The following is a 24,717-nucleotide window of genomic DNA, read 5'->3' on the forward strand; positions in this document are numbered from 1 at the left end:
CTAACATACGGCGCCACCTCGTTTTTCTCGATCGCGCGTGCATCGCGGCAACGCGCGGCACTAGCGCGAATTCGGCAGATAGCGCCAGCCCTCCTTGCCGAGGAAGTCCAGCATGGCCTGCGCGGGCGGCAGCAGGATCTTGTCGACGCGCCTGATTGCGTGCCACTGCCTGACGATCGGCAGGCCCTTCACCTTGAGCACCACCAGCCGGCCGTCCTCGAGTTCGTGGAACACCGTGTGCTGGGAGATGAAGGCGATGCCGAGCCCGGCCATGACGGCCTGCTTGATGGTCTCGTTGCTGTCCATCGCCATGCCGAGCTTCGGCTCCAGTCCGACCCGCTCGAAATATTGCTGCATCAGCATCCGCGTGCCCGATCCCTGCTCGCGGGTGATGAAGGTCTCGTTGGCGAGCTCCGATGTGGCGACGTGCCGTCGCCGCGCCAGCCGATGATCGGGCGCGGCGATGATGAAGTGCGGATGCCGGCCGAGCGGCTTCATCTCGACCTCGACATCGGCCGGCGGCCGGCCCATCACCGCGATGTCGAGATCGTAGCCGCGCAGCGCGTCGCGGATCTCCTCGCGGTTGCCGATCCTGAGCGTGACCTCGATCTTGGGAAAGCGGCGCGAGAACGCCGCGATCGCGAACGGCACGAAGTATTTCGCGGTCGAGACCGCGCCCATCGCGACGCGGCCGCCGCTGCGGCCTGCGATCATGTCGAGCGACTGCTCGCAGTCCTTGAGCGCCGCCTCGATCCGCTCGACCAGCGTCAACACATGCGCGCCGGCATCGGTCAGCGCCATGCCGTCGCCGGTGCGCTGGATCAGCGGCAATCCCGCGAGCGCCTGCAGGTTGCGGAGCTGCAGCGTCACCGCCGGCTGCGTCAGGTTGAGCTGGTTGGCCGCCGACGTGATCGAGCCGGCGCCGTGCACGGTGGACAGCGCACGCAGCTGGCGGATGGTGAGGTCCCGCGAGAAGTTCCCGGCCACGACAAGCTCCATAAGAAATACTTTGCCCGGACCAAAGATAATAAAATTTCCCTAATTCGGCAAATCGCGCGTTGATACGGCGAAGGCGACTCCCTGTGGTCGCCTCTCGACACCTCGGGACAGAGGGCGATCAAAGGGAGAGGCCGGTGGAGATTCGTCCTGCATTGCATGCCCATCTGGAGTGGCCGACGCAGCACAACCCGTTGCGTGCCGCGACCGTTGCGGTGATCGAAGCCCTTGCCGGTGCCGCGATCGAGCTCTCGCGCATCATCGCCGCCGGATCGCTCGCCGGGATCGGCGGGGAGAGCGGCGGCGTCAATCCCGACGGCGATCGCCAGAAGACCATCGACATCGTCGCCGACCGCCTGATGCGCGACGCGCTGCGCACTGCGCCGGTCGCCGCGGTGCTGTCGGAGGAGGTCGAGCTGCCGGAGACGCTCGATCCCGATGCGCCGCTCTGTGTCGCGATCGATCCGCTCGATGGATCCGCGAATCTCGAAAACAATATCTCGATCGGCACGATCTTCTCGATCCGGCCCAAGGGAAACGACCTCATCTCGACCTTCTTCGAGCCCGGCACGGCGCAGTGTGCCGCCGGCTGCTTCATCTACGGTCCGCAGACCGTGCTGGTGCTGGCGCTCGACCAGTGCGTCGACTGCTTCACGCTGGACCCGCGAACCGGCGAGTTCGTGCTGACGGCGCGTGACCTGCGGGTGCCGCAGGATGCCTCGGAGTTCGCCATCAATGCCTCGAACCGGCGGCACTGGAGCGGCCCGGTGCGCAGCTACATCGACGAGTGCCTCGCCGGGGTGAACGGCGAGCGCGGGCGGGACTACAACATGCGCTGGATCGGCTCGCTGGTGGCGGAAGCCTACCGCATCTTGATGCGCGGCGGCGTGTTCCTGTATCCGGCGGATGCGCGCCAGGGCTACCGCGAAGGCCGGCTGCGCCTGCTGTATGAGGCGCATCCGATCGCGCTGATCATGGAATGGGCGGGCGGCGCCGCGTCGAGCGGGCGGTCGCGCATTCTCGAACTCTCGGCACGTACGCCGCATCAGCGCGTGCCCCTGATCATGGGATCGGCGCGCGCCGTGCGCGACGTCGATGCGATCCACCTGACCGTCGAGCCGTTGTTCGAGAGCAGCGATGCCCCGCTGTTCGCGCGGCGCGGCCTGTTCCGCTGAGGGGGAGCGCATGTCTCGTCGACATCCCATCATCTCGATCACCGGCTCCTCGGGCGCCGGCACCACCTCGGTGAAGAAGACGTTCGAGAACATCTTCCGCCGCGAGAATGTGGTCGCGGCCTACATCGAGGGCGACGCATTCCACCGCTACGACCGCGCCGAGATGCGCAGCCAGATGCTGGAGAAGGCCGAGCGCGGCGACAAGCATTTCAGCCATTTCAGCCCCGAGACCAATTTGTTCGAGGAACTGGAGAAGCTGTTCAGCGACTATGCCGAGACCGGCACCGGAACGACGCGGCACTATGTCCACGACGAAGAGGAATCCCGACTCTACGGCGCCAAGCCCGGCACCTTCACCAAGTGGGAGCCGCTGCCGGAGAATTCCGACCTGCTGTTCTATGAGGGCCTGCATGGCGCCGTGGTCACCGACAAGGTGAACGTCGCGCAGCACGCTGACCTCAAGATCGGCGTCGTGCCGGTCATCAATCTCGAATGGATCCAGAAGCTGCATCGCGATCGCAGCCATCGCGGCTACTCCACTGAGGCCGTGACCGACACCATCCTGCGCCGCATGCCTGACTATGTGAACTACATCTGCCCGCAGTTCAGCGAAACCGACATCAATTTCCAGCGTGTGCCGACGGTCGATACATCGAATCCGTTCATCGCGCGCTGGATCCCGACGCCGGATGAATCGATGGTCGTGATCCGGCTGAAGAACCCGCGCGGCATCGATTTTCCCTATCTGCTCTCGATGATCCCGAACAGCTTCATGTCGCGCGCCAACTCGATCGTGATTCATGGCGCCAAGCTGGACCTGGCGATGCAGCTCATCCTCACCCCGCTGATCCTGCAACTGATCGAACGAAAGAGGCGAACGATATGACCGCACTTGCGTCCGTTGCCAACCGGCCCGACGTCAGCCATGACGAGATGGCCAACGCCATCCGCTTCCTCACCATCGACGCGGTGGAACAGGCGAAATCCGGCCATCCCGGCATGCCGATGGGTATGGCCGATGTCGCGACCGTGCTGTTCACCGACTTCCTGAAGTTCGACCCGGCCGATCCGGCCTGGCCCGACCGCGACCGCTTCGTGCTGTCGGCAGGTCACGGCTCGATGCTGCTCTACGCGCTGCTCTATTTGACGGGCTACGAGAGCATGACGCTCGATCAGCTCAAGGCCTTCAGGCAGTGGGGATCGAAAACCCCGGGCCATCCCGAATACGGGCACACGCCGGGGGTCGAGACCACGACCGGGCCGCTCGGGCAGGGGATTGCGACCGCGGTCGGCATGGCGCTCGCCGAGCGCTTGATAAACGCCCGCTTTGGCGACGAGCTGGTCGACCATTACACCTATGTGATCGCCGGCGATGGCTGCCTGATGGAGGGCCTCAGCCATGAGGCGATCTCGCTCGCCGGCCATTTGCGGCTGAACCGGCTGATCGTGCTGTTCGACGACAACCACATCTCGATCGACGGCGCCACCTCGCTGTCCTGCTCGGACGACCAGACGGCGCGGTTTGGGGCCAGCGGCTGGAACGTCTGCCGCATCGACGGCCACGATCCGCAGGCCATCTCTGCAGCGATCAGGCAGGCGCGGTCGAGCGATCGTCCGTCGCTGATCGCCTGCCGCACCGTGATCGGGTTCGGTGCGCCGAACCGGCAGGGCAGTGAGAAAGTGCATGGCGCGCCGCTCGGCACCGATGAGGTGGCGAAGACCCGCAGCGCGCTGCGCTGGCCGTATCCGGCATTCGAAATCCCCGACGCGGTGCTGGCCGAGTGGCGCGAGCTCGGCGGCCGCGGCCGCGACGCGCGGCGGGCCTGGATCGAGCGCTCGCGCAGCGCCTGCAAGGCCGACACGGGCGTGCGGTCTGCGTTCCACGACGCGCTGAACCGGAAATTGCCCTGCGCCTATACCAAGGCGATGGCCAAGCTTGTGGAACGGTTTGCGACCGAGCGGCCGAAGCTCGCCACGCGGCAGGCCTCGCAGCAGGTCATCGACGTCATCGCCGAGGCCTTGCCGAACCTGCTGGGCGGCTCCGCCGACCTCACGCACTCCAACCTCACGCTGGCGAAGTCGCAGGTTTCGGTGCGGCCGGAGACGCTCGACGGCAGCTATATCCATTATGGCATCCGCGAGCACGGCATGGCCGCGGCGATGAACGGCATCGCGCTGCATGGCGGGTTCATTCCCTATGGCGGCACCTTTCTCAGCTTCGCCGATTACAGCCGGCCGGCAATCCGTCTTGCGGCGCTGATGGGGATCCGCGTCATCCATGTGATGACCCACGATTCGATCGGGCTCGGCGAAGACGGGCCGACGCATCAGCCGGTCGAGCATCTGGCGGCGCTGCGGGCGATCCCGAACCTGCTGGTGTTCCGCCCGGCCGATGCAGTGGAGACGGCGGAAGCCTGGGACTGCGCGTTGAAGGCGGAGACCTCGCCGTCGATCCTCTGCCTGTCGCGGCAGGCGCTGCCGACGGTCCGCGACGATATCAAGGACAACCAGGTCGCGCTCGGCGCCTACGTTCTCGTCGAGCCGGCCTTCGGGCGTGACGTCACCCTGATTGCAACGGGTTCGGAGGTGGCGATCGCGCTCGAAGCCGCAAAGCTGCTGGCGGAAGACGGAGTACAGGCCGCGGTCGTCTCGGCCCCGTGCTTCGAGCTGTTCCGCCAGCAGCCGAGCGGCTATCGCGCCAAGGTGCTGGGCGACGCCCCGCGCGTCGGTGTGGAGGCCGCAGTCGAAGGCGACTGGGCGCGCTGGCTCGGCGACGACGGGGCGTTCGTCGGCATGACCGGCTTCGGTGCCTCCGCGCCGGCCGACGTGCTCTACCGCGAATTCGGCATCACGCCTGCGGCAGTTGCCGCGGCGGCAAAGCAACTCAAGCAACGAGCGAATTGAAAGGAGGACGCCATTATGGCGCGGATCACACTGAGGCAATTGCTGGACCACGCCGCCGAACGCGGCTACGGCGTGCCGGCCTTCAACATCAACAATATGGAGCAGGGCCTCGCCATCATGGAGGCGGCGGCCGCCTGCGATGCGCCGGTTATCATCCAGGCCTCGCGCGGCGCGCGGTCCTATGCCAACGACATCATGCTGGCGAAGATGATCGACGCGCTGGAGGAGATGTATCCGCAGATCCCGCTCTGCCTGCATCTCGACCACGGCAACGAGGAGGCGACCTGCGCCACCGCGATCCGCTACGGCTTCACCTCGGTCATGATGGACGGCTCGCTGAAAGCCGACGCCAAGACCGCGGCCGACTACGACTACAATGTCGATATCACCCGCCGGGTGGTCGAGATGGCGCACTGGGTCGGTGCGTCGGTCGAAGGCGAACTCGGCGTGCTCGGCTCGCTCGAACATGGCGGCGGCGAGCAGGAGGACGGTCACGGCGTCGAAGGCAAGCTGAGCCATGACCAGCTGCTCACCGATCCCGACCAGGCGGTCGATTTTGTCCGCGTCACCAAGGTCGATGCGCTGGCGATCGCGATGGGCACTTCGCACGGCGCCTACAAGTTCACGCGCCGCCCCGACGGCGAGATCCTGGCGATGCGCGTGGTCGAGGAGATCCACACCCGGCTGCCGAACACGCACCTCGTGATGCATGGCTCGTCCTCGGTGCCGCAGCCGCTGCAGGATATGTTCAACCAGTTCGGCGGCGAGATGCCGCAGACCTGGGGCGTGCCGGTCGAGGAGATCGTCCGCGGCATCAAGCACGGCGTGCGCAAGGTCAACATCGACACCGATTGCCGGCTGGCGATGGCCGCGGCCTTCCGCAAGGTCGCGGTGCAGTCGAAGAGCGAGTTCGATCCGCGCAAATTCCTGAAGCCCGCGATGGATGCGCTGCGCGAACTCTGCCGTGACCGCTTCGAGCAATTCGGCACGGCCGGCAATGCCGCCCGGATCAAGGTGGTGGCACTGCCCGAGATGGCCCGTCGCTACCGCGCCGGCGCGCTCGATCCGCAGATTGGAAAGATGACCCAGGCCGCCTGAGCAAATGGCGGCGAACGACAGGAGATTTTGATGAATATTCAGCAGTCGATCACGGTGCGTGGCAAGGATCGCTACAAGTCCGGCGTGATGGAATACAAGCGGATGGGCTATTGGGAGCCGAACTACGAGCCCAAGGACACCGACGTGATCGCGCTGTTCCGCGTCACGCCGCAGGACGGCGTCGATCCGACCGAGGCCTGCGCGGCGGTGGCGGGCGAATCCTCGACCGCGACCTGGACCGTAGTGTGGACCGACCGGCTGACCGCCGCGGAGAAATACCGGGCGAAGTGCTATCGCGTCGATCCGGTGCCGAACTCGCCGGGCAGCTACTTCGCCTATATCGCCTACGACCTCGATTTGTTCGAGCCGGGCTCGATCTCGAACCTGACGGCGTCGATCATCGGCAACGTGTTCGGCTTCAAGCCGCTGAAGGCGCTGCGGCTCGAGGATATGCGGCTGCCCGTCGCCTATGTGAAGACATTCCAGGGCCCGGCAACTGGCATCGTGGTGGAGCGCGAGCGGCTCGACAAGTTCGGCCGTCCGTTGCTCGGCGCCACCGTGAAGCCGAAGCTCGGCCTGTCCGGCCGCAACTACGGCCGTGTTGTCTATGAAGCCTTGAGAGGCGGGCTCGACTTCACCAAGGACGACGAGAACATCAACTCGCAGCCCTTCATGCACTGGCGTGAGCGCTTCCTGTACTGCATGGAGGCGGTCAATCGCGCCCAGGCCGCCACCGGCGAGATCAAGGGCACTTATCTCAACGTCACCGCGGCGACCATGGAGGATATGTACGAGCGCGCCGAATATGCCCACGAGCTCGGCTCCAACATCGTCATGATCGATCTTGTGATCGGCTACACCGCGATCCAGTCGATGGCGAAGTGGGCGCGCAGGAACAACATGATCCTGCATCTGCACCGCGCCGGCCACTCCACCTATACGCGGCAGCGCAGCCACGGCGTCTCGTTCCGGGTGATCGCGAAGTGGATGCGGCTGGCCGGCGTCGATCATATTCATGCCGGCACGGTGGTCGGCAAGCTCGAAGGCGATCCGAACACCACGCGCGGCTACTACGACATCTGCCGCGAGGACTTCAATCCGATGCAGCTCGAGCACGGCGTGTTCTTCGATCAGAACTGGGCGAGCCTCAACAAGCTGATGCCGGTGGCCTCCGGCGGCATTCATGCGGGCCAGATGCACCAGCTGCTCGATCTGCTCGGTGAGGACGTCGTGCTGCAGTTCGGCGGCGGCACGATCGGCCACCCCCGCGGCATCCAGGCCGGCGCGATCGCCAACCGCGTCGCGCTGGAAGCGATGGTCCTCGCCCGCAACGAGGGGCGCGACTACGTCCATGAAGGACCGGAGATCCTGGCCAAGGCGGCGCAGACCTGCACGCCGCTGCGCGAGGCGCTCGATGTCTGGAAGGACGTCACCTTCAACTATGAGTCGACGGATGCCCCCGATTTCGTTCCCACGCCGAGCTTGGCGGTTTGACAGGAGATTCTGATGCGCGTGACCCAAGGCTGCTTTTCGTTCCTGCCCGATCTCACCGACGAGCAGATCGCCGCACAGGTGCAATACTGCCTCGACAAGGGCTGGGCGGTGAACATCGAGTTCACCGACGATCCGCATCCCCGCAACACCTATTGGGAGATGTGGGGGTTGCCGATGTTCGACCTGCGCGATGCGGCAGGGATCATGAAGGAGCTCGCCGACTGCCGGCGGGTCTATGGCGACCGCTACATCCGGATCTCCGGTTTCGATTCCGGCCACGGCTGGGAGTCCGTTCGCATCTCCTTCATCGTCAACCGGCCGCGCGAGGAGCCGGGCTTCCGGCTCGACCGCCAGGAGGCTGCCGGACGCAACCTCCGCTACGCGACGCGTTCCTATGCGGCGACGCGCCCCGAGGGCGAACGCTACACCGACCAGTGACCGCGTCCGGCCAGTAAACCAGGCGGATTGCTCCCTCGACCGTCCTGGTCCGGATGCACTTCTCCGTCGCCGCCGCCGCGGCGACGGAGCCTTTTTCGAAGCGAGAGGATGATGACCCAAGCGCAAGAACAACTCGGCGAACAAATCCGCGAGACGCCGCTCGCAACCATCGACATCCGGCATGAATTCGCCGACCTCGGCATCGGCGACGTGCTCGACCAGCTTGATTCCGAACTGATCGGCCTCAAGCCGGTGAAGACCCGCATCCGCGAGATCGCCTCGCTGCTGCTGGTCGAACGTATCCGGCAGAAGATGGCGTTGGCGACGACGTTTCCGACCCTGCACATGTCGTTCACCGGCAATCCCGGCACCGGCAAGACCACGGTCGCGCTCAGGATGGCCGGCATCCTGCACAAGCTCGGCTTCGTGCGCCGCGGCCACGTCATCAGCGTCACGCGCGACGACCTCGTCGGGCAATATATCGGCCACACCGCGCCGAAGACCAAGGAGATACTGAAGAAGGCGATGGGCGGCGTGCTGTTCATCGACGAGGCCTATTATCTCTACCGCCCCGAAAACGAGCGCGACTACGGCCAGGAGGCGATCGAGATCCTGCTGCAGATCATGGAACAGCAGCGCGAGGATCTGGTGGTGATCCTGGCCGGCTATGGCGACCGCATGGAGAAGTTCTTCCAGAGCAATCCGGGCTTCCGCTCACGTATCGCCCATCACATCGACTTTCCGGATTATTCGGACGGCGAGCTGCTCTGGATCGCCGAATTGATGTTGCAGCAGCAGAATTATCGCTTGTCTCCGGAAGCACGCGAGGCCTTCATCCGCTACATCGCCGTGCGCAAGGAACAGCCGCTGTTCTCCAATGCGCGCTCGATCCGCAACGCGCTCGACCGCATCCGGCTGCGCCAGGCCAACCGGATCGTGGCAAAGCTCGACCGCACGCTGACGGCCGACGACGTGATGTCGATCGAGGCCGGCGACGTGCTTGCCAGCCGCGTGTTCAGCAAAGAAGCCGGTGCAGCGGGCGAGGGACGATGAATCAGGCGCTCGCAGTGATCCGAAGGACCGGGATGCGCGACATCATTGCGGGCGCCCGTGCATTGATCTTCGACGTCGATGGCACGCTGGCCGAAACCGAGGAGGTGCACCGCCGCGCCTTCAACGAGGCGTTTGCCGAGGCAGGCCTCGACTGGTTCTGGGATCAGGTCACCTACGCGCGGCTGCTCCGCGTCGCCGGAGGCAAGGAGCGCATCCGCGCGTTCGACCAACGCAACGCGATGCCGGCGCTGACATTTGCCGATATCGCCGACCTGCACCGGATCAAGACCGCGCGCTACGCCGCGCTGATAGCGGCGGGCGGCTGCCCGCTGCGGCCGGGCGTGAGAGCATTCCTCGGCGGTGCGCGCCGCCGCGGCCAGCGGCTGGCGATTGCGACCACGACCTCGCATGGCAACATCGATGCGCTGCTCTCGGTCGCGCTGGGGCTCGGCTGGACCGGTCTGTTCGAGACGATCGTTGCCGGCGACGACGTTCCGCGCAAGAAGCCGGCGCCCGACGTTTATGTCGAGGCCCTGACCCGGCTTGGACTGGCGCCGGCGGACTGCATCGCCATCGAGGATTCCGGCAACGGCCTCGTTGCCGCGTCGCACGCGGGCATCCCCGTGGTCATCACCCGAAGCGCGTATTTCGCTGATGACGATTTCGCGGAGGCGCTGCTCGTCGTCGACGACCTCTCGGTGATCGACAAGTAGGGTCGGCGCCGTGTCGTTCGGGTCGGTCTGCCCGGTACAGGTCACAAACAATGTGACTAGTCGGCGCATTTCTTCCGTGGAATAGTACCGAAGTACCCCGCAAGAGGGTCGCCCTGCGCTGCCACACCACCTTGAACGCTGGTGGAGGGCGCACACGAATGAGCTTGGGAGACCGCGCCTCATGATGCCTGAATCCACCGTTGCGCCCCCTTCAATTCCTTCTCTCGCAGGCGAGTGAAGCCGGCCGGTGCCGCGTGGACGGGCGATCGGCGCGACGCGAGGGATGGTGGTGCCAGTCATGGGCTGCATCGACTTTTTCCGCAATAAATCACCCTGACGGCGGCGCGGATGCTGCTGCCGAGAGGTGGTATGACATATAACACGCTCGTCATGGTTGATACGCCATTGGCTGCAGCGCGGCACCAATCAAAGAAGGGGAGTGACGCATGTTCAGATTGAAGGTCTCGTTGATCGCGCTGGCGCTGGCAGGTCTCACCGCGGCCGCGCCGGACGCCCGCGCCCAGAGCAAGCCGACCATCGGCATCGCAATGCCGACCAAATCCTCGGCACGCTGGATCGACGACGGCAACAACATGGTCAAGGTGCTGAAGGAACGCGGCTACGGGACCGACCTGCAATATGCCGACGACGACATCCCGAACCAGCTCTCCCAGGTCGAGAACATGGTGACCAAGGGCGCCAAGGTGCTGGTCATCGCGGCGATCGACGGCACCACGCTGTCCGACGTGCTGAAGCAGGCCAAGGCCCAGGGCATCACGGTGATCGCCTATGACCGCCTGATCCGGGACACGCCAAATGTGGACTATTACGCGACCTTCGACAATTTCCAGGTCGGCGTGCTGCAGGCGCAGTCGATCGAGACCGCGCTCGGGCTGAAGGACGGCAAGGGGCCGTTCAACATCGAGCTGTTCGGCGGCTCGCCCGACGACAACAACGCCTACTTCTTCTACGACGGCGCGATGTCGGTGCTGAAGCCCTATATCGACAGCGGCAAGCTTGTGGTTGCGAGCGGCCAGACGGGCATGGGCAAGGTCGCAACCCTGCGCTGGGACGGCGCGACCGCGCAGGCCCGCATGGACAATCTGCTCAGCGCCTTCTACGGCAAGAGGCGCGTCGATGCGGTGCTGTCGCCGTATGACGGCCTGTCGATCGGCATCATCTCCTCGCTGAAGGGCGTCGGCTACGGCAGCAAGGACCAGCCGATGCCGTTCGTCAGCGGCCAGGATGCCGAGGTGCCCTCGATCAAGGCGATGCTGCGCGGCGAGCAATACTCGACCATCTTCAAGGACACCCGCGATCTCGCCAAGGTCACGGCCGACATGGTCGATGCCGTGCTGAGCAAGAAGGAGGTCAGCGTCAACGACACCAAGACCTACAACAACGGGGTCAAGGTGGTTCCGTCCTATCTGCTCAAGCCGGTCGTGGTGGATAAGACCAATTGGGAGAAAGTCCTGATTGACAGCGGCTACTACAAGCGCTCGCAATTCGACTAAGCTTGAGAGGCGGGTGAGCGGCGGCTGATAGCGCCGAGACCGATCGACGCTGCGGGACACGATTTGATGACGGCGATGCTTGAGATGCGAGACGTCAGCAAGAGCTTTGCCGGCGTGCAGGCATTGCGCGACGTCAATTTCACCGTGGAGGCCGGACAGATCCATGCCCTGGTCGGCGAGAATGGGGCCGGCAAGTCGACCCTGATGAAGGTGCTGAGCGGGGTCTATCCCGCCGGCGGCTATGAAGGGTCGATCCTGTTCGACGGCGAGGAGCGCCGGTTCCGCGACATCAACGACTCCGAGGCGCTGGGGATCATCATCATCCACCAGGAGCTAGCGCTGATCCCGCTGATGTCGATCGCCGAGAACATCTTCCTGTCGCGCGCGCCGTCGCGGTTCGGGGTGATCGACCGCGATGCGGTGTACCGGCGGACCGCCGAGCTGCTGACCCAGGTCGGCCTGCGGGAATCGCCTGATACCCTGGTCACCGATCTCGGCGTCGGCAAGCAGCAGCTCGTCGAGATCGCCAAGGCGCTGTCGAAGCAGGTGCGCCTCCTGATCCTGGACGAGCCGACCGCGAGCCTCAACGAGGCCGACAGTGCCGCGCTGCTGGACCGGTTGCTGGCGTTCCGCGAGCAGGGCATCGCCTCGATCCTGATTTCGCACAAGCTGAACGAGGTCGCACACGTCGCCGACCGGATCACGGTGCTGCGCGACGGCCGCACCGTCGACAGCCTCGATTGCCGGATAGAGCAGGTCGACGAGGACCGGATCATCCGCAGCATGGTCAACCGCGATCTCGCGCATCGCTTCCCCGAGCGGAAGGTCGCGATCGGCGATCCCGTGATGACGGTGGAGAACTGGTCGGTGTATCACCCGCTGCACACCGCCAGGCAGGTGATCAAGAACGTCGATTTCAAGGTGCGCCGCGGCGAGGTGGTCGGCATCGCCGGCCTGATGGGCGCTGGCCGCACCGAGTTCGCCATGAGCCTGTTCGGCCGGGCCTGGGGCTACAATATCTCCGGCAGGATCGGCCTCAATGGACGCGATGCCAACCTTGCCAGCGTGCCGGCGGCGATCGATGCCGGGCTCGCCTATGTCACCGAGGACCGCAAGCAGCTCGGGTTGCTTCTCGCCGACGACGTCCGCAAGAACGTGACGTTGGCGAGCCTTCGCCAGGTGTCGGATCGTGGCGTGATCGACGATGTGGTCGAGCTGAAGGCCGCCAGCGACTACCGCAACCGGATGCGGATCCGCTGCTCCGACGTCTATCAGGAGGCCGGGCAGCTCTCCGGCGGCAACCAGCAGAAGGTGGTGCTGTCGAAATGGCTGATGACCGATCCGCAGGTGCTGTTGCTGGACGAGCCGACCCGCGGCATCGACGTCGGGGCAAAATACGAGATTTATTGTATCATCAACGAGCTCGCGGAGGCCGGCAAGGGGGTCGTGGTGATCTCGTCGGAGATGCCGGAATTGCTCGGCATCTGCGACCGGATTTGCGTGATGAACGACGGCGCCTTCGTCGGCGAGTTTGCGAAGGACGACGCGACGCAGGAGAAGATCATGCGCGCCATCATGCGCAATGTCAGGATGTCCGGAACCGGCGCCCATAGAGGCGAGGTCCGGGCGGGAGACGGAGCACAATGACCGACAAGACGGTATCACTTCCCGAGACCCCCAAGCATTCCGGCTTCATCAAGAACAATCTGCGCAACTACGGCATGCTGCTGTCGCTGCTCGCGATCATGCTGTTCTTCGAGATCGTGACCGACGGCACGCTGTTGCAGCCGGTCAACCTCACCAATCTCGTGCTGCAGAACAGCTACATCGTGATCATGGCGCTCGGCATGCTGCTCGTGATCGTCACCGGGCATATCGACCTGTCGGTCGGCTCGGTCGCGGGATTCGTCGGCGCGGTCGCGGCGGTGCTGATGGTGAGCTACCATGTCGATTACCCGACCGCCTTCATCGTCTGTCTGCTGGTCGGGGCCGCGATCGGCGCGGCGCAGGGTTACTGGGTCGCCTATTTCAAGATTCCGTCCTTCATCGTGACGCTGGCGGGCATGCTGGTGTTCAAGGGCCTTGCGCTCGCGGTCCTGCAGGGCCGGTCGGTCGGGCCGTTTCCGCCGACCTTCCAGAAGCTGTCGTCGGGCTTCATCCCCGAGCTGTTTCCGAGCGCCGGCACGCTCTATCCGACCTCGCTTCTGATCGGTGTCGTGCTGGCATTCGCGCTGGTATGGGCGAGCGCCAAGAGCCGGGCGCGCGAGCAGTCGCACGGCATCGAGGTCGAGCCCTACGCGTTCTTCGTGGCCAAGAGCATCGCGCTGGCTGGCGCGGTGCTCTATTTCACCTATCTGATCGCCTCGTATCGCGGCCTGCCGAACGTGCTCGTCATCATCACGGTCCTGATCGCGCTCTACGGTTTTGTGGCGCGGCGGACGGTGATCGGCCGGCAGATCTATGCCGTCGGCGGCAACGCAAAGGCCGCGAAACTCTCGGGCGTCAAGACCGAACGGCTGACCTTCTTCACCTTCGTCAATATGGGCGTGCTGGCGGCGCTGGCAGGGCTGGTGTTCGCAGCCCGGCTCAACACCGCGACGCCCAAGGCCGGGCTCGGCTTCGAGCTGGACGTGATCGCCGCTTGCTTCATCGGCGGCGCCTCGGCCTATGGCGGCGTCGGCCGGGTCGGCGGCGCGGTGGTCGGTGCCATGATCATGGGGGTGATGAACAACGGCATGTCGATCCTCGGTATAGGCATCGATTATCAGCAAGTGATCAAGGGCCTCGTCCTGCTCGGCGCCGTCTGCATCGATGTCTACAACCAGCGCCGGTGACTGCCACGCAGTCATATTTCCACGATAGGATGCTGGCGCAGTGCAGGAGGAAGCCGCGTGAAACTGTCTCATGCCGATGCGCTGAACATCGGAGACATCCTCGCCGAGGTCGGCCGCAGCGAGATCATGCCGCGGTTCCGCCGCGTGCGGGAGATCGAGGTCCGTACCAAGACATCGGCATTCGACGTGGTCACCGAGGCCGATGAACTCGCCGAGCAGGCGATATCGGCGGCGCTGCTCCGGGCCTTCCCGAACGCGGTTGTGATCGGCGAGGAAGCGACGTCGCGCGACCCGGCCGCGCTCGATCAGGTCGGAACCGCGGAGCTCGCCTTCTTCATCGATCCGATCGACGGCACGCGGAACTTCACCTCGAGCCTGCCGCTGTTCTGCACCATGGTGGCTGCGACCATGCGGGGCGAGATCGTGTTCGGTGCGATCCATGATCCCGTCAGCAACGACACGGCATTCGCGCTGCGCGGCGAGGGCGCGTGGCTCGCGATGCCGGATGGCAAGCGGCATGATCTGAAAGTGGCGCCGGCCGTGCCGGTCAAGCAGATGGACGCGGTGGTCGGCGTCAACTTCCTGCCTGAGCCGCTGCGCACGACCGTCGCCGGCAATCTGTCCAGGCTTGGCGCCAGCGCCTGGCTCCGATGCGCCGCGCACGAGTATCGCATGGCGGCGTCCGGCCATTGTCATTTGCTGTTCTACAACAAGCTGATGCCGTGGGATCATGCCGCCGGCTGGCTGTTGCATCGCGAGGCCGGCGGCTACAGCGCGCATTTCGACGGATCGCCGTACAAGCCGGTCAACCTGACGGGCGGCCTGCTCTGCGCGCCCGACGAGGAGAGCTGGCATGCGGCACAGCAGGCGATCCTGACGCCGGCGGGATAGAGGCGGGACGTGCGTTCGGGTGTGCCCATACTCACTGTCGTCCCTGCGGAAGCAGGGACCCATAACCACAGGACTGCATTGTTGAAGAAGGCTGTAGCCCCAGCGCTGCAAGGCAATTGACATTCGTGGTTATGGGTCCCGGGTCGCGCTTCGCTTGCCCGGGACGACGCGGAACGTGTGGCACGGCCAGTGAGTCATACATCCGCATTCTCGCGACATGATTTGTCCGAGCTTCGCGTCTCATTTTGCCGCTCTGAGAACAGAGGGCGCAGGGAAAGCCGGGTGCCGATCGCACCCATGGGCCCTGTGCAACAAAAAAGCACAGGGGTAGGACCACAGGTGTAACCGGAACCATCCCGGCTTTCCCTGCGCGATGGTTTTACGACTTATGCGCGCTCTCCCCGGCGAGACTTGGCTTGTTTGTCACCGCCTTCGCAAGACGCAATTGCGTCTTACAAGGGGACACCGGCCACATCTAGGGCGTCAGGACCACACGACTTCACCGTCCGCTTCGCGTGCTCTCGTCAGCTCCACGCTCGGCGTCCACCGCATCTCACCGCAACACCCGTGACGATGCGCAAGCGCCCCTCGATCGGGTGAGACGGGGAATTCTTACACTGAGTTGGGTCTTCAGATAAACCGAAATACTTTTGCTGCGGGGGCTTGCGCCGTCGGGCAACTCAGTGATTGGCGATTTCGGCCGGGACGTCAAGCAGTGGCCGATGCCTGATGCGTCGCGCGACAAGCGCCATGAGCGCGGCGGCGGCGATCGGCGCCAGTTGCAGGCCGTTGGCGCCCGCAGGCACCATGGCGAAAGGCGTCATGTAAAGCGCGGCGAGCGCGATGCGTTCATACGGCAGCCAGCCGTGCGCGAGCGCCTGCGCAATCAGCCACGCGCCCGGGATCGCCAGGATCACGACCTCGTAGCTGCCCAGAGATGGCACGCACAGGGCGGTCGCCGCGACCATCAGCGCGATCTCGGCGGCGCCGCCGGGCCGCTTCCGCAGCACCAGGATCAGAACTGATATCGCGACCGCGGCCGCGGCCACCTGAACGAGCCAGGCGGTGTTGCTCGATCCGCCGGCCAGCCTGATCGCGGCGTAGGGGCTCGCGAACTTCTCGAAACCGGGCTCGCCGCCGAGGCTCCAGGCGCTTGCCTCCGGCAGCACGGCAATGAATTTGATCCACGGCTCGATCCCGAAGCAGGCGGTGGCCGCCACAACAAGCACGAGCGTTGTTGCGGCCGCCGCTGCGAGCGCGCGCCAGCGCCGCGTCAGGATCAGCACGAGCGGCGCGAGCAGGGCGACCTGCGGCTTGTAGCTGAAGCAGCCGAGCAGCATGCCCGCGATCACCGGATTCCGGTCCAACGTCACCGCCGATCCGCCGAGCAGGGCTGCCGAGAACAGCGAGTTCTGTCCGAACAATGCGCATACCCACACGCCGGGAAAGGCGAGCGCGGGAACGACCGACCCGCCCTTGCGCAAGGCTCTCACCGCGGCTGCATAGGCGGCGCCGGTCGCGACGATCCAGATGACGGCGGCGGTCGCAAAGGAAACCAGCGCGAAGGGCAGCCAGAAGAGCAGTGACGTCGGCGGATAGAAGAACGGTGCGTAGGTCTTCTGACCGAACAGGGCCGCGACCGCGGCGCGGCCTGCGTCGCCATAGGCGTCGCCGGCGCGGCCCTCGAGCGCGAGCTTTGCCGCGGTCCAGAATGCCGCGAAGTCAGGGCCGACATCCATCGTCGGCGCAGCCCACGGGATGATCGCGACGCAGCCGATGAACAGCAGGAGAAAGACGCGGGTGAACGCCATGACGCGATCGGCCGTGAGCCACTCGGCCTCGCGCAGCGCGGAGACCAGCGCGCCCGTGCCGGACATCTGGCTGTCAGTTGCGCGCCGCGTCACAGCGCCCGGACCTGCGGCATCCGAAGGCGTCGCGAGGTGACGCGTCGCATCGTCAGCGAAGGCGAGCCTGTGTCCCTCGAGGTCCGACTTTTGCGACATCGGCCGCTTCATCCCAATCGCGTCATGCACGCCCAACGTTTGGATCAAATCGTCTAAGGTTGCGTAAACCCGGTCGCTGCAATTGGCCGCGGCAGGATCGGAACCCGTCGCGCGACATTGCCCTTGTCCGCGGCCTGTCACGCCGGGCATGGTAAAGGAACCCGCAACGTCGGCGGGTTCCGGGCTGGCGGGCGGACATCTTTGCCTGGCAACGGTAGGATCGCGCCGCCCCACCAGGATTTGGGCGGTTGCCGCCATCGTATGCCCGCGCCGGCTATCGCCGCGATGCGCTCAGGAACAGCGGCCGGAAGATATCGAGAAATCCGGTCGCGGCCGGTGTCAGCGGGCGGTTCTTCAGCCGCAGGATTCCGATCTTGCGGACCAGCGGTGGCGAGACCAGCCGTTTGACCACGACACCGCGCGGGGCGCGCGGCGGCAACGCCGATGCCGGCACGATCGAGATGCCGACATTGGCGCCGACAAAATCATAGAGCGTGCCGAACTGCTCGACGATGGTGCTGTGATTGAGCACGATACCGTTCGTGGTTGCGACGCTGTCGATCTGCTTGCGCAGGCCCGAGCCGGTCGGCAGCGAGACGAAAGCTTCGTTGCGCAGCTCGCGCAGGCTCAGCGTGCTCTTGTGTCGCAGCGGATGGCGTGAAGGCAGGATCGCGAAGCAGGACTCTTCCACCGCGTCATCGCTGACCACCTCCTGGCCCAGCGCGGTGACGTTGCCGACGCCAAAGTCGGCGAGGCCGCTGCGCACATCCTCATAGACCTCGCTGCCGAGGCCTTCGCGCAGGTGGATTTCGACGCCTGGATGCGCCTTCCGGTATTTCAGCACGGCCTCCGGCACCACGTGATGGGTCAGTGACAACAGGCACGAGATGATCAGGCGCCCCTTGATCTGATCGCCGAGCGCGCGGGCGTTGTCGACCTGGGCGCCGAGATCGGCGAGCAAGCGCTGCATCGATGCGGTGAATTCGCGGCCTGGTGCGGTCAGGATGACGTTACGCGTCGAGCGCAGGAACAGCGAGACCCCGAGTTGGCGTTCGAGTTGAAGCACCAGCCGGCTGACCGCCGATTGCGTCATGCCGAGGTCGGCGGCCGCGGCCGTGAAGCTGCCATACACCGCAACCGAGTTGGCGGCGCGCAGATGTTTGAGGCTGACCTCGAACTGGCGTGGGCGACGGTCGCGCATCATTCATTCCATTTTCGCATCAATAATCCAGATCGGAAAATATTTGACCTATATCGCCGCGACGTCAACGATGAACACAACGACAGCGCGGTGAGCGGGAAGGGAATTCCGGATGACGGCGAGCCTGAAAATGACGGCACAAGGCGCGCTCAGGGGTGTCCGCGTTCTCGATCTGACGCGCTTCTATTCGGGTCCGTTCGCCACCTTGATGCTGGCGGGCTTCGGTGCGGAGGTCATTCGCATCGACACCCCGGAGCAGGGCGATCCCGCCATGACGGGGCCGCCGTTCCTCGGCAAGGATGGCGTCGCGCTCGACCGGAAGCACGACAGCGATCTCGGTCTTGCTTATCTAAAGCGCTGCCGCGACAAGAAGTCGATCACGCTGAACATGCGCTCGGCGGAGGGCATGGAGCTGTTCCATGCGCTGCTGCGCAAGGCGGACATCCTGGTTGAGAATTTGCGCCCCGGCGCCGCCGAGCGGCTCGGGATCGACTATGAGGCAAACCGGCAGGTCAACCCCGCGATCGTACATTGCGCGCTGACCGGCTACGGATCGACCGGCGCCGACCGGCGTCTCAAGGCCTATGATTTGATGATCCAGGCGGCGTCCGGCCTGATGTCGATCACGGGTGCGCCGGACAGCGGCCCCAGCAAGGCAGGCACTGCGCTCGCGGATGGCATCACCGGCGCCTTCGCGGTCTCCGGCATCCTCGCCGCGCTGACCGAGCAGCGCATTTCGGGGCAAGGCCAGTTCGTCGACGTCGCGATGGCGGATTGCCTGCTGTCGCTGGTGCTCGACGAGCCCTTGGATTGCTATCCCCGGATGGGCATGGCGCCGCGGCAGGGCAATCGCATCATGCGGTTCTCGCCGTTCAACACCTATGCCACGCGCGATGGTGCGATCGCGCTCGGTGCCGCCACCAACGAGGATTGGCTGGCGCTGCTGGGTGTGATGGACCGGCTCGACCTCGCGCAAGACGACAAGTTCATGAACACCGGCTGGCGCGTTGCCAACAATGCGCTCGTCGACGCGATCGTCAGCGAATGGACGCTGGGCCGCACCACGGCCGAGGCGATCGAGGCGCTCAATCGCGGCGATGTCGCGGCAAGCCCGATCCGCGATATCGACGATATCCTCGCCTGGGAACATCTCGACGCGCGCGACATGCTGCAGGCCGTCGCGCATCCGACCGAGATGCTGGAGCAGCGCGTCATCGGCGCCGGTTTCCCGATCAAGATGGGCCGGACCCATAAGGGATACACCGCGCCGGCTCCGACGCTGGGGCAGAACAATCAGGAGATCTATGGCGGTCTGCTGGGTCTTTCCGGCGAGAGGATCGACGATCTGAAGTCGAGGCGGGTCATCTGAAGCAAAGAGGCCGGCACATGCATGCCGTCCCAAGCGGGGAGCGTCGAGGACAGTGATGGCGAAGACACGATGGATCACAGGTGCGGCAATCGCGTTGCTGGCCGGCAGCGCGGTGCTGACGCCGGTTCGGGCGGAGGATGTGCAGCCGGTCAGGATCGGCGTGCTCACCGACATGTCGGGCATGTATCGCGACATCATGGGGCCGGGATCGGTGCTCGCCGCCAAGATGGCGGTCGAGGAGTTCGGCGGCAGAGTGCTGGGTCGTCCGATCGAAGTGATCTCAGGCGATCACCAGGCGAAGGCCGATGTGGGCGCGGCGATCGCCCGCAACTGGTTCGACAATGGCGGCGCCGACGTCATCGTCGACGTGGCGCAGTCGGCGGTGGCGCTCGCCGTGCAGGAATTGGCGCGGGCGCGCAACAAGATCGTCATCCACGGCGTGACCGGAAGCCCGGTAATCACCCAGCAGGCCTGCGCGGCGACCGCGTTCTCGTGGTCGCTCAATGCCTATGCGATTTCGGCGCCGCTGCCGAAGCCGCTGATCGAGCGCGGGCTCGACAGCTTCTTCTTCCTCTCCGCTGACTATTCCTTCGGCAAGGCGATGGAGGACGCTGCCACCAATGCGATCAAGGCGGCGGGGGGCAAGGTGCTGGGCTCGGTGCGCTTCCCGCAAAACAATCCCGACTTCAGCTCGTTCCTGCTGCAGGCGGTGTCGTCAAAGGCCAAGGTGATCTGGCTGATCTCCGCCGCCGAGGACACCACCAACGCCCTGAAGCAGGCCAAGGAGTTCGGCATCGCCGAGGGCGGTCAGCACATCGTGGTGCCGTTGACCTACATCACCAATGTGCACGCGCTCGGAATTGCCAACGTCCAGGGTCTGACGTTTGCGACGCCATTCTACTGGGACCGCACCGACAAGACCCGCGCCTGGTCGGAGCGCTTCTTCAGACAGCATCATGCGATGCCGACGATGGATCAGGCCGCGGTCTATTCGGGAACGCTGCACTATCTGCAGGCCGTCGCCGCCGCCAGGACGCTCGATGGCCCGAAGGTTGCCGATGAAATCAGGAGGCTGCCGGTCAACGACATGTATGTCGAGAACGGGATTGTGCGCGCCGATGGCTGGCTGATGCATCCGTTCTACATGGCGAGCATCAAGGCCCCCGGCGAGGTCAAGAAGCCCTGGGATTACTACAACATCGAGAAGGTCATTCCGGCATCCGAGGCGGCGCAGCCGCTGTCGGAGAGCCAGTGCCCGCTCGTCGCCCAATCGCAATGACATCGACACAAAGGAGAGACCATGTCGCGCGAAATCCTCAAGATGTATTCGGACTACAAGAGCCCCTATGCCTGGCTGGCGTTTGATCCGGTGTTCGAGCTGGAGAAGAGATACGACATCAAGGTGCAGTGGCGGCCGTTCCAGCTGCGGATCAAGGGCTCCGGCCAGCGCAGCGTCTATTCGGAATACAAGGTCAAGTATTCCTACATGGATGCACGGCGGTCCGCCAACGAGCGTGGCGACAAGAAGATCATCCGCGGCCCGTTGAAGATTTTTGACACCGCGCCGGCGCTGATCGGCGGGCTGTTCGCGGAGAAGCAGGGACGCCTGATCGAATACAGCCGGCTTGTTTATGAGCTGTTCTTCCGCCGCGAGCTCGCTGTCGACGAGGTCGATGCGGTGGAGCGCTTCATCGTCTCGCTCGGCATGTCCGGTGCCGACTATCGCGCCTATCTCGAGGGCGACGGCCGCCGCGAATATGAGGAGGCGCAGCAGGAGAGCCAGGGCGACCATATCTTCGGCGTGCCGATCTGCGTCTTTCGCGGCGAGCAGTTCTGGGGCAATGACCGCGTGCCGATGCTGGAGCGCCGGCTGCAGGAGGTTGGCCTTTCGCTGGCCCGCGAAAAGCAGCCGGCCTGAGCGGCAGGATGGAGGCTCCGATGATCGACCTTCATTTCGCGCCGACACCGAACGGCTGGAAGATATCGATCATGCTCGAGGAATGCGAGCTGCCGTACACTGTCGTGCCCGTCAACATCACGCGCGGCGATCAGTTCCGGAGCGAGTTCCGAGCCCTCAATCCGAATGAGCGGATTCCCGTCATCGTCGACAGGGATCCGCCCAGCGGAGGCGAGCCGCTGACCATCTTCGAGTCGGGTGCGATCCTGCTCTATCTCGCGGAGAAGACCGGCCGCTTCGTTCCGCGCGATCTCCGTGGCCGTTACCGCGTGCAGCAATGGCTGATGTGGCAGATGAGCGCGCTCGGACCGATGCTGGGCCAGAACGGGCACTTCTCGCTCTATGCGCCGAGCAAGATACAATATGCGGTCGAGCGCTACAGCAATGAGGCGCGCCGCCTCTACGGCGTGCTCAACGATCGGCTCGGCGAGAGCATCTATGTCGCAGGCGACGACTATTCGGTCGCCGACATCGCCTGCTTTCCCTGGGTCATGACCCACAAGGCGCAGGGTGTCAGCCTCGACGATTTCCCGCATGTCAGGCGCTGGTTCGCCGCGTTGCGCGCGCGGCCGAAGCTCCAGAAGGGGCTCGCGGTCGGCCGGCGTGGCATTCGCAAGACGCTCGACGCGCAGGCGCGCAGCAATCTGTTTGGCGCGAGACCTGCGGGCGGAGACGCGCCTACCGGAGCGCTTCAATCACAACAAGTGGATAATTGAGATGACCCTGCCTCCGAAAATGCTGACCGGCTATCGCGTGCTCGATATCACCCAGTTCGTCGCGGGCCCGACCTGCACGCGTCTGCTGGCCGAAGCCGGCGCCGACGTGATCAAGATCGAACTCGCGCCGTTTGGCGACCGGTCGCGCTTCCAGGGCCTCAAGCCGCGCGATCCCGCCTACAAGAACACGTCGCAGAGCACCTACTTCTTCCAGCAGAACCATTCGAAGCGCAGCCTCGCGCTCGACTTCAAGCACGAGAAGAGCCGCGAGATCCTGACCCGGCTCGCGGCCAAGGCCGACGTTCTCGTGGAGAATTTCACGCCCGGCGTGATGGAGCGCGCCGGACTTGGCTACGAGACGCTCAAAAAGATCAATCCGCGGCTGATCATGTGCTCGATCTCTTTTGCGGGGCAGAGCGGTCCGCTCAGCGACAAGCCGGGCTTCGACTACATCGCGCAGGCCTTCGCCGGCATTACCGGCGTGATCGGCGACCCCGACGGGAAGCCGGCGCAGGTGCCGGTCGCGATCGGCGACGCGTCGACCGGCGTTGCCGCGGCGATGGCGGTGGGTTTTGCGCTGCTGCATCGCGAGCGTACCGGCGAAGGGCAGTTCATCGAGTCGACGCTGCTCGACACCTATTTCCATATGCACGAGGCCAATGTGCCGAAGGTCTCGCTGCGCGGCGACAGTTTTGTGCCGCAGCGGGAAGGCTCGCTGCATCCGAACGGCGGCCCGGTCGGCGTGTTCGATTGCGGCCGGGACGAGTTTCTCGTGATCTGCGCGCTGGCGCATCAATGGCCGCAAATGGTTCGTGCGCTGGGGAGGCCGGAGCTCGAGAAGGATCCGCGGTTCGAGTCCGCGCGCGCCCGCGCCGACAACAGGGTGCTGGTGGGGGAGATCGTCGAAGCCTGGCTCAAGACGTTTCCGTCGCGCGATGCAGCGATCGCGGCATTGGAAAAAGAGAGAATTCCCTGCGCGCCGGTGCTAACCCTGAATGATGCCATGGCGCAGCCGCATCTGATCGAGCGCGGCACGGTCCGCCATGTCAGCGATCCCCGGATCGGCAAGTTTGCGATTCCCGGCGCGCCGATGCGCTTCTCGGAATGGCCGCAGCGCACCGAGCTGAGGGCCGACCTGCTCGGCGAGCACAATGAAGCGATCCTGGGCGAGCTCGGGCTGTCCGAGCAGGAAATCGACCAGCTCTATGCCGAGAAGGTGCTGGTGCAGGACCGGGAGTTGCGGGCCGGGAAGCGGCTCAGGCAGGCGAGCTGAGTCGCGTCATCATCACGCCGTCAGGCCGAAGTGGGGCGATCGAAATACGCGAACGCCGCACTGGTCAGGCTGCCGAGCAGGGACCAGAACACCAGGCTGGTCAGCGTGACCGCGACCACGAACTGATGCGATAATGACGACGGCACGCTGGTCTCGACATGCTCCAGCTCGGGCGCGCCGATCAAATGCGGCAGCATGATCAGGACCACGCCGGCAATCGCGGCCGGTGCCGAACGCCGGAAAACGATCAGCCCGAGGCCGGCCGAAGTCGCCAGCACCGTCGTCACCCACCAGATCTGACGCGACATCAGTGGTGCGGCGGGGACACCCGGCAGTTCAGGCGGCAGCCCAAGGCCCGGCGCGATCGTGAAGACGGCAAAACCTGCGAGGCCCCACATCAGGCCTTCGTGCCAGGAGATTGGCTCGCCGGTCGCGCCGCTGCGAACCGAGAAGAAGCCGCAGAGCAGAAGCGCAAAGCCGATCCCGGTCAGGATATTGGCGCCCGCGGTATAGAGGTTGCGCTCCAGCCCGTCCCGCGGCTCCCACGCCTCCGCGCCATGATCATGATCCGCATGATCGTGCACGAGGGTCACCTGCGGTGGCGCGGCGGCCTCGTGCTTGTGCTCGGCCGCCTTCTCGTAGACCTCGGCCTTGAGGATCAGGGGGACGGTGCCGAACTGCTGGACCGCCGTGACGATCAGGCCAACGATGAAACCGGCAATGACCGACGAGAAGACGATCGAGCGAAACGTGCTCATGCCAAGGCGGTCAGTGGCAGGGGAACGCGTTGGAGTGGCGCACATCGTGCGCCGCGTTGTGGATCACGTCGATGTGCGAGAAGCCGACCACGCCGACGATGAACAGACCGAGCGTCATCGCCATCAGGGACTGGGCAAGCCGTCCGACCTGTCCGGCGGCGGCCGGCAGATGCGTGACTTGAGCTTGCGTGACCTGGGATTGGCTCATGGTCGTTCTCCACGTTCGATTTGCTCGGCTTCTAGCAGCTTTCGCGCGATGTCGCGACTGGTAAGATGCAAATTTGTTGCAACAGGGATGCGCTTGCGCACAATCTTGGCGCGCGCCGCGGC

The 24,717-nt window shown here is 64.9% G+C and carries 22 protein-coding genes; 17 read left to right on the forward strand and 5 right to left on the reverse strand.

Going from position 1 to position 24,717, the window contains the following annotated elements:
• Nucleotides 1-60: 60 nt before the first annotated feature.
• Nucleotides 61-987: a LysR family transcriptional regulator gene (locus tag G6P99_RS17445; protein WP_029080714.1), complete on the reverse strand. Its 927-nt coding sequence runs from the start codon at nucleotides 985-987 to the stop codon at nucleotides 61-63.
• A 152-nt stretch (nucleotides 988-1,139) separates the two neighbouring features.
• On the opposite strand from G6P99_RS17445, the gene G6P99_RS17450 reads away from it, so the two are divergent.
• The 12 genes from G6P99_RS17450 (at nucleotide 1,140) to G6P99_RS17505 (ending at nucleotide 15,110) form a co-directional block, all read left to right on the forward strand.
• Nucleotides 1,140-2,171 (forward strand): class 1 fructose-bisphosphatase, encoded by a 1,032-nt coding sequence (locus G6P99_RS17450; protein ID WP_371261167.1) that lies wholly within the window; start codon nucleotides 1,140-1,142, stop codon nucleotides 2,169-2,171.
• 10 nt (nucleotides 2,172-2,181) lie between these two features.
• Entirely contained in the window at nucleotides 2,182-3,057 is an 876-nt protein-coding gene (locus G6P99_RS17455) for a phosphoribulokinase (protein WP_029080712.1), read from the forward strand.
• A complete protein-coding gene (tkt, locus tag G6P99_RS17460; protein WP_165128803.1) occupies nucleotides 3,054-5,075 on the forward strand; it encodes a transketolase in 2,022 nt (673 codons plus the stop codon). Before G6P99_RS17455 ends, tkt begins: the two co-directional genes overlap by 4 nt.
• 15 nt (nucleotides 5,076-5,090) lie before the next feature.
• Nucleotides 5,091-6,173: a class II fructose-bisphosphate aldolase gene (gene fba, locus G6P99_RS17465; protein ID WP_029080710.1), complete on the forward strand. Its 1,083-nt coding sequence runs from the start codon at nucleotides 5,091-5,093 to the stop codon at nucleotides 6,171-6,173.
• 30 nt (nucleotides 6,174-6,203) lie between these two features.
• Entirely contained in the window at nucleotides 6,204-7,667 is a 1,464-nt protein-coding gene (locus tag G6P99_RS17470) for a form I ribulose bisphosphate carboxylase large subunit (protein ID WP_029080709.1), read from the forward strand.
• A gap of 12 nt (nucleotides 7,668-7,679) precedes the next feature.
• Nucleotides 7,680-8,105, forward strand: a complete 426-nt coding sequence (locus tag G6P99_RS17475) for a ribulose bisphosphate carboxylase small subunit (RefSeq protein WP_029080708.1) — start codon at nucleotides 7,680-7,682, stop codon at nucleotides 8,103-8,105.
• 111 nt (nucleotides 8,106-8,216) lie between these two features.
• Nucleotides 8,217-9,158 carry a CbbX protein gene (gene cbbX / locus G6P99_RS17480; RefSeq protein WP_156928553.1) on the forward strand — a complete coding sequence of 314 codons (942 nt, stop codon included), beginning with the start codon at nucleotides 8,217-8,219 and terminating at the stop codon, nucleotides 9,156-9,158.
• Between the two features lie 32 nt (nucleotides 9,159-9,190).
• Complete coding sequence (locus G6P99_RS17485) at nucleotides 9,191-9,871, forward strand: HAD family hydrolase (protein ID WP_371261166.1); 681 nt, start codon at nucleotides 9,191-9,193, stop codon at nucleotides 9,869-9,871.
• Between the two features lie 446 nt (nucleotides 9,872-10,317).
• Complete coding sequence (chvE, locus tag G6P99_RS17490) at nucleotides 10,318-11,385, forward strand: multiple monosaccharide ABC transporter substrate-binding protein (RefSeq protein WP_029080705.1); 1,068 nt, start codon at nucleotides 10,318-10,320, stop codon at nucleotides 11,383-11,385.
• Nucleotides 11,386-11,451: 66 nt separating this feature from the next.
• Nucleotides 11,452-13,032 carry a multiple monosaccharide ABC transporter ATP-binding protein gene (mmsA, locus tag G6P99_RS17495; protein WP_165128805.1) on the forward strand — a complete coding sequence of 527 codons (1,581 nt, stop codon included), beginning with the start codon at nucleotides 11,452-11,454 and terminating at the stop codon, nucleotides 13,030-13,032.
• On the forward strand, nucleotides 13,029-14,219 hold the full coding sequence (gene mmsB / locus G6P99_RS17500) for a multiple monosaccharide ABC transporter permease (RefSeq protein ID WP_029080703.1): 1,191 nt from the start codon (nucleotides 13,029-13,031) through the stop codon (nucleotides 14,217-14,219). The genes mmsA and mmsB overlap by 4 nt, the downstream gene beginning before the upstream one ends.
• A 57-nt stretch (nucleotides 14,220-14,276) precedes the next feature.
• A complete protein-coding gene (locus G6P99_RS17505; RefSeq protein ID WP_334262056.1) occupies nucleotides 14,277-15,110 on the forward strand; it encodes an inositol monophosphatase in 834 nt (277 codons plus the stop codon).
• A gap of 680 nt (nucleotides 15,111-15,790) precedes the next feature.
• On the opposite strand, the gene G6P99_RS17510 is transcribed toward G6P99_RS17505, so the two are convergent.
• Both G6P99_RS17510 and G6P99_RS17515 read right to left on the reverse strand, forming a co-directional pair.
• Nucleotides 15,791-17,113 (reverse strand): glycosyltransferase family 87 protein, encoded by a 1,323-nt coding sequence (locus G6P99_RS17510; RefSeq protein WP_165128807.1) that lies wholly within the window; start codon nucleotides 17,111-17,113, stop codon nucleotides 15,791-15,793.
• A gap of 274 nt (nucleotides 17,114-17,387) precedes the next feature.
• Entirely contained in the window at nucleotides 17,388-18,314 is a 927-nt protein-coding gene (locus G6P99_RS17515; protein ID WP_198031156.1) for a LysR family transcriptional regulator, read from the reverse strand.
• Between the two features lie 130 nt (nucleotides 18,315-18,444).
• Here G6P99_RS17515 and G6P99_RS17520 point away from each other — a divergent pair, with 130 nt between their 5' ends.
• Genes G6P99_RS17520 through G6P99_RS17540 form a run of 5 tightly spaced genes read left to right on the forward strand, consistent with a single transcriptional unit; the run spans nucleotide 18,445 to nucleotide 23,629 of the window.
• Nucleotides 18,445-19,683 carry a CaiB/BaiF CoA transferase family protein gene (locus G6P99_RS17520; protein ID WP_165128809.1) on the forward strand — a complete coding sequence of 413 codons (1,239 nt, stop codon included), beginning with the start codon at nucleotides 18,445-18,447 and terminating at the stop codon, nucleotides 19,681-19,683.
• Between the two features lie 55 nt (nucleotides 19,684-19,738).
• On the forward strand, nucleotides 19,739-20,962 hold the full coding sequence (locus G6P99_RS17525; protein ID WP_029080698.1) for an ABC transporter substrate-binding protein: 1,224 nt from the start codon (nucleotides 19,739-19,741) through the stop codon (nucleotides 20,960-20,962).
• Nucleotides 20,963-20,983: 21 nt separating this feature from the next.
• Nucleotides 20,984-21,601, forward strand: coding sequence for a DsbA family protein (locus G6P99_RS17530; protein ID WP_051346196.1), 618 nt, complete (start codon nucleotides 20,984-20,986; stop codon nucleotides 21,599-21,601).
• Nucleotides 21,602-21,621: 20 nt separating this feature from the next.
• Nucleotides 21,622-22,356, forward strand: coding sequence for a glutathione binding-like protein (locus tag G6P99_RS17535; protein ID WP_029080697.1), 735 nt, complete (start codon nucleotides 21,622-21,624; stop codon nucleotides 22,354-22,356).
• 1 nt (nucleotide 22,357) lies between these two features.
• The gene (locus G6P99_RS17540; RefSeq protein WP_165128811.1) at nucleotides 22,358-23,629 is read left to right on the forward strand and encodes a CaiB/BaiF CoA transferase family protein; all 1,272 of its coding nucleotides are present in this window, start codon (nucleotides 22,358-22,360) and stop codon (nucleotides 23,627-23,629) included.
• 20 nt (nucleotides 23,630-23,649) lie between these two features.
• Here the strand turns inward: G6P99_RS17540 and G6P99_RS17545 are convergent, their stop codons facing one another.
• Both G6P99_RS17545 and G6P99_RS17550 read right to left on the reverse strand, forming a co-directional pair.
• On the reverse strand, nucleotides 23,650-24,387 hold the full coding sequence (locus G6P99_RS17545; protein ID WP_029080696.1) for a CbtA family protein: 738 nt from the start codon (nucleotides 24,385-24,387) through the stop codon (nucleotides 23,650-23,652).
• A gap of 10 nt (nucleotides 24,388-24,397) precedes the next feature.
• Entirely contained in the window at nucleotides 24,398-24,595 is a 198-nt protein-coding gene (locus G6P99_RS17550; RefSeq protein WP_029080695.1) for a CbtB domain-containing protein, read from the reverse strand.
• Nucleotides 24,596-24,717: the final 122 nt, after the last annotated feature.

It is taken from the genome of Bradyrhizobium sp. 6(2017) (assembly GCF_011058295.2).
Taxonomy (GTDB): domain Bacteria; phylum Pseudomonadota; class Alphaproteobacteria; order Rhizobiales; family Xanthobacteraceae; genus Bradyrhizobium; species Bradyrhizobium septentrionale.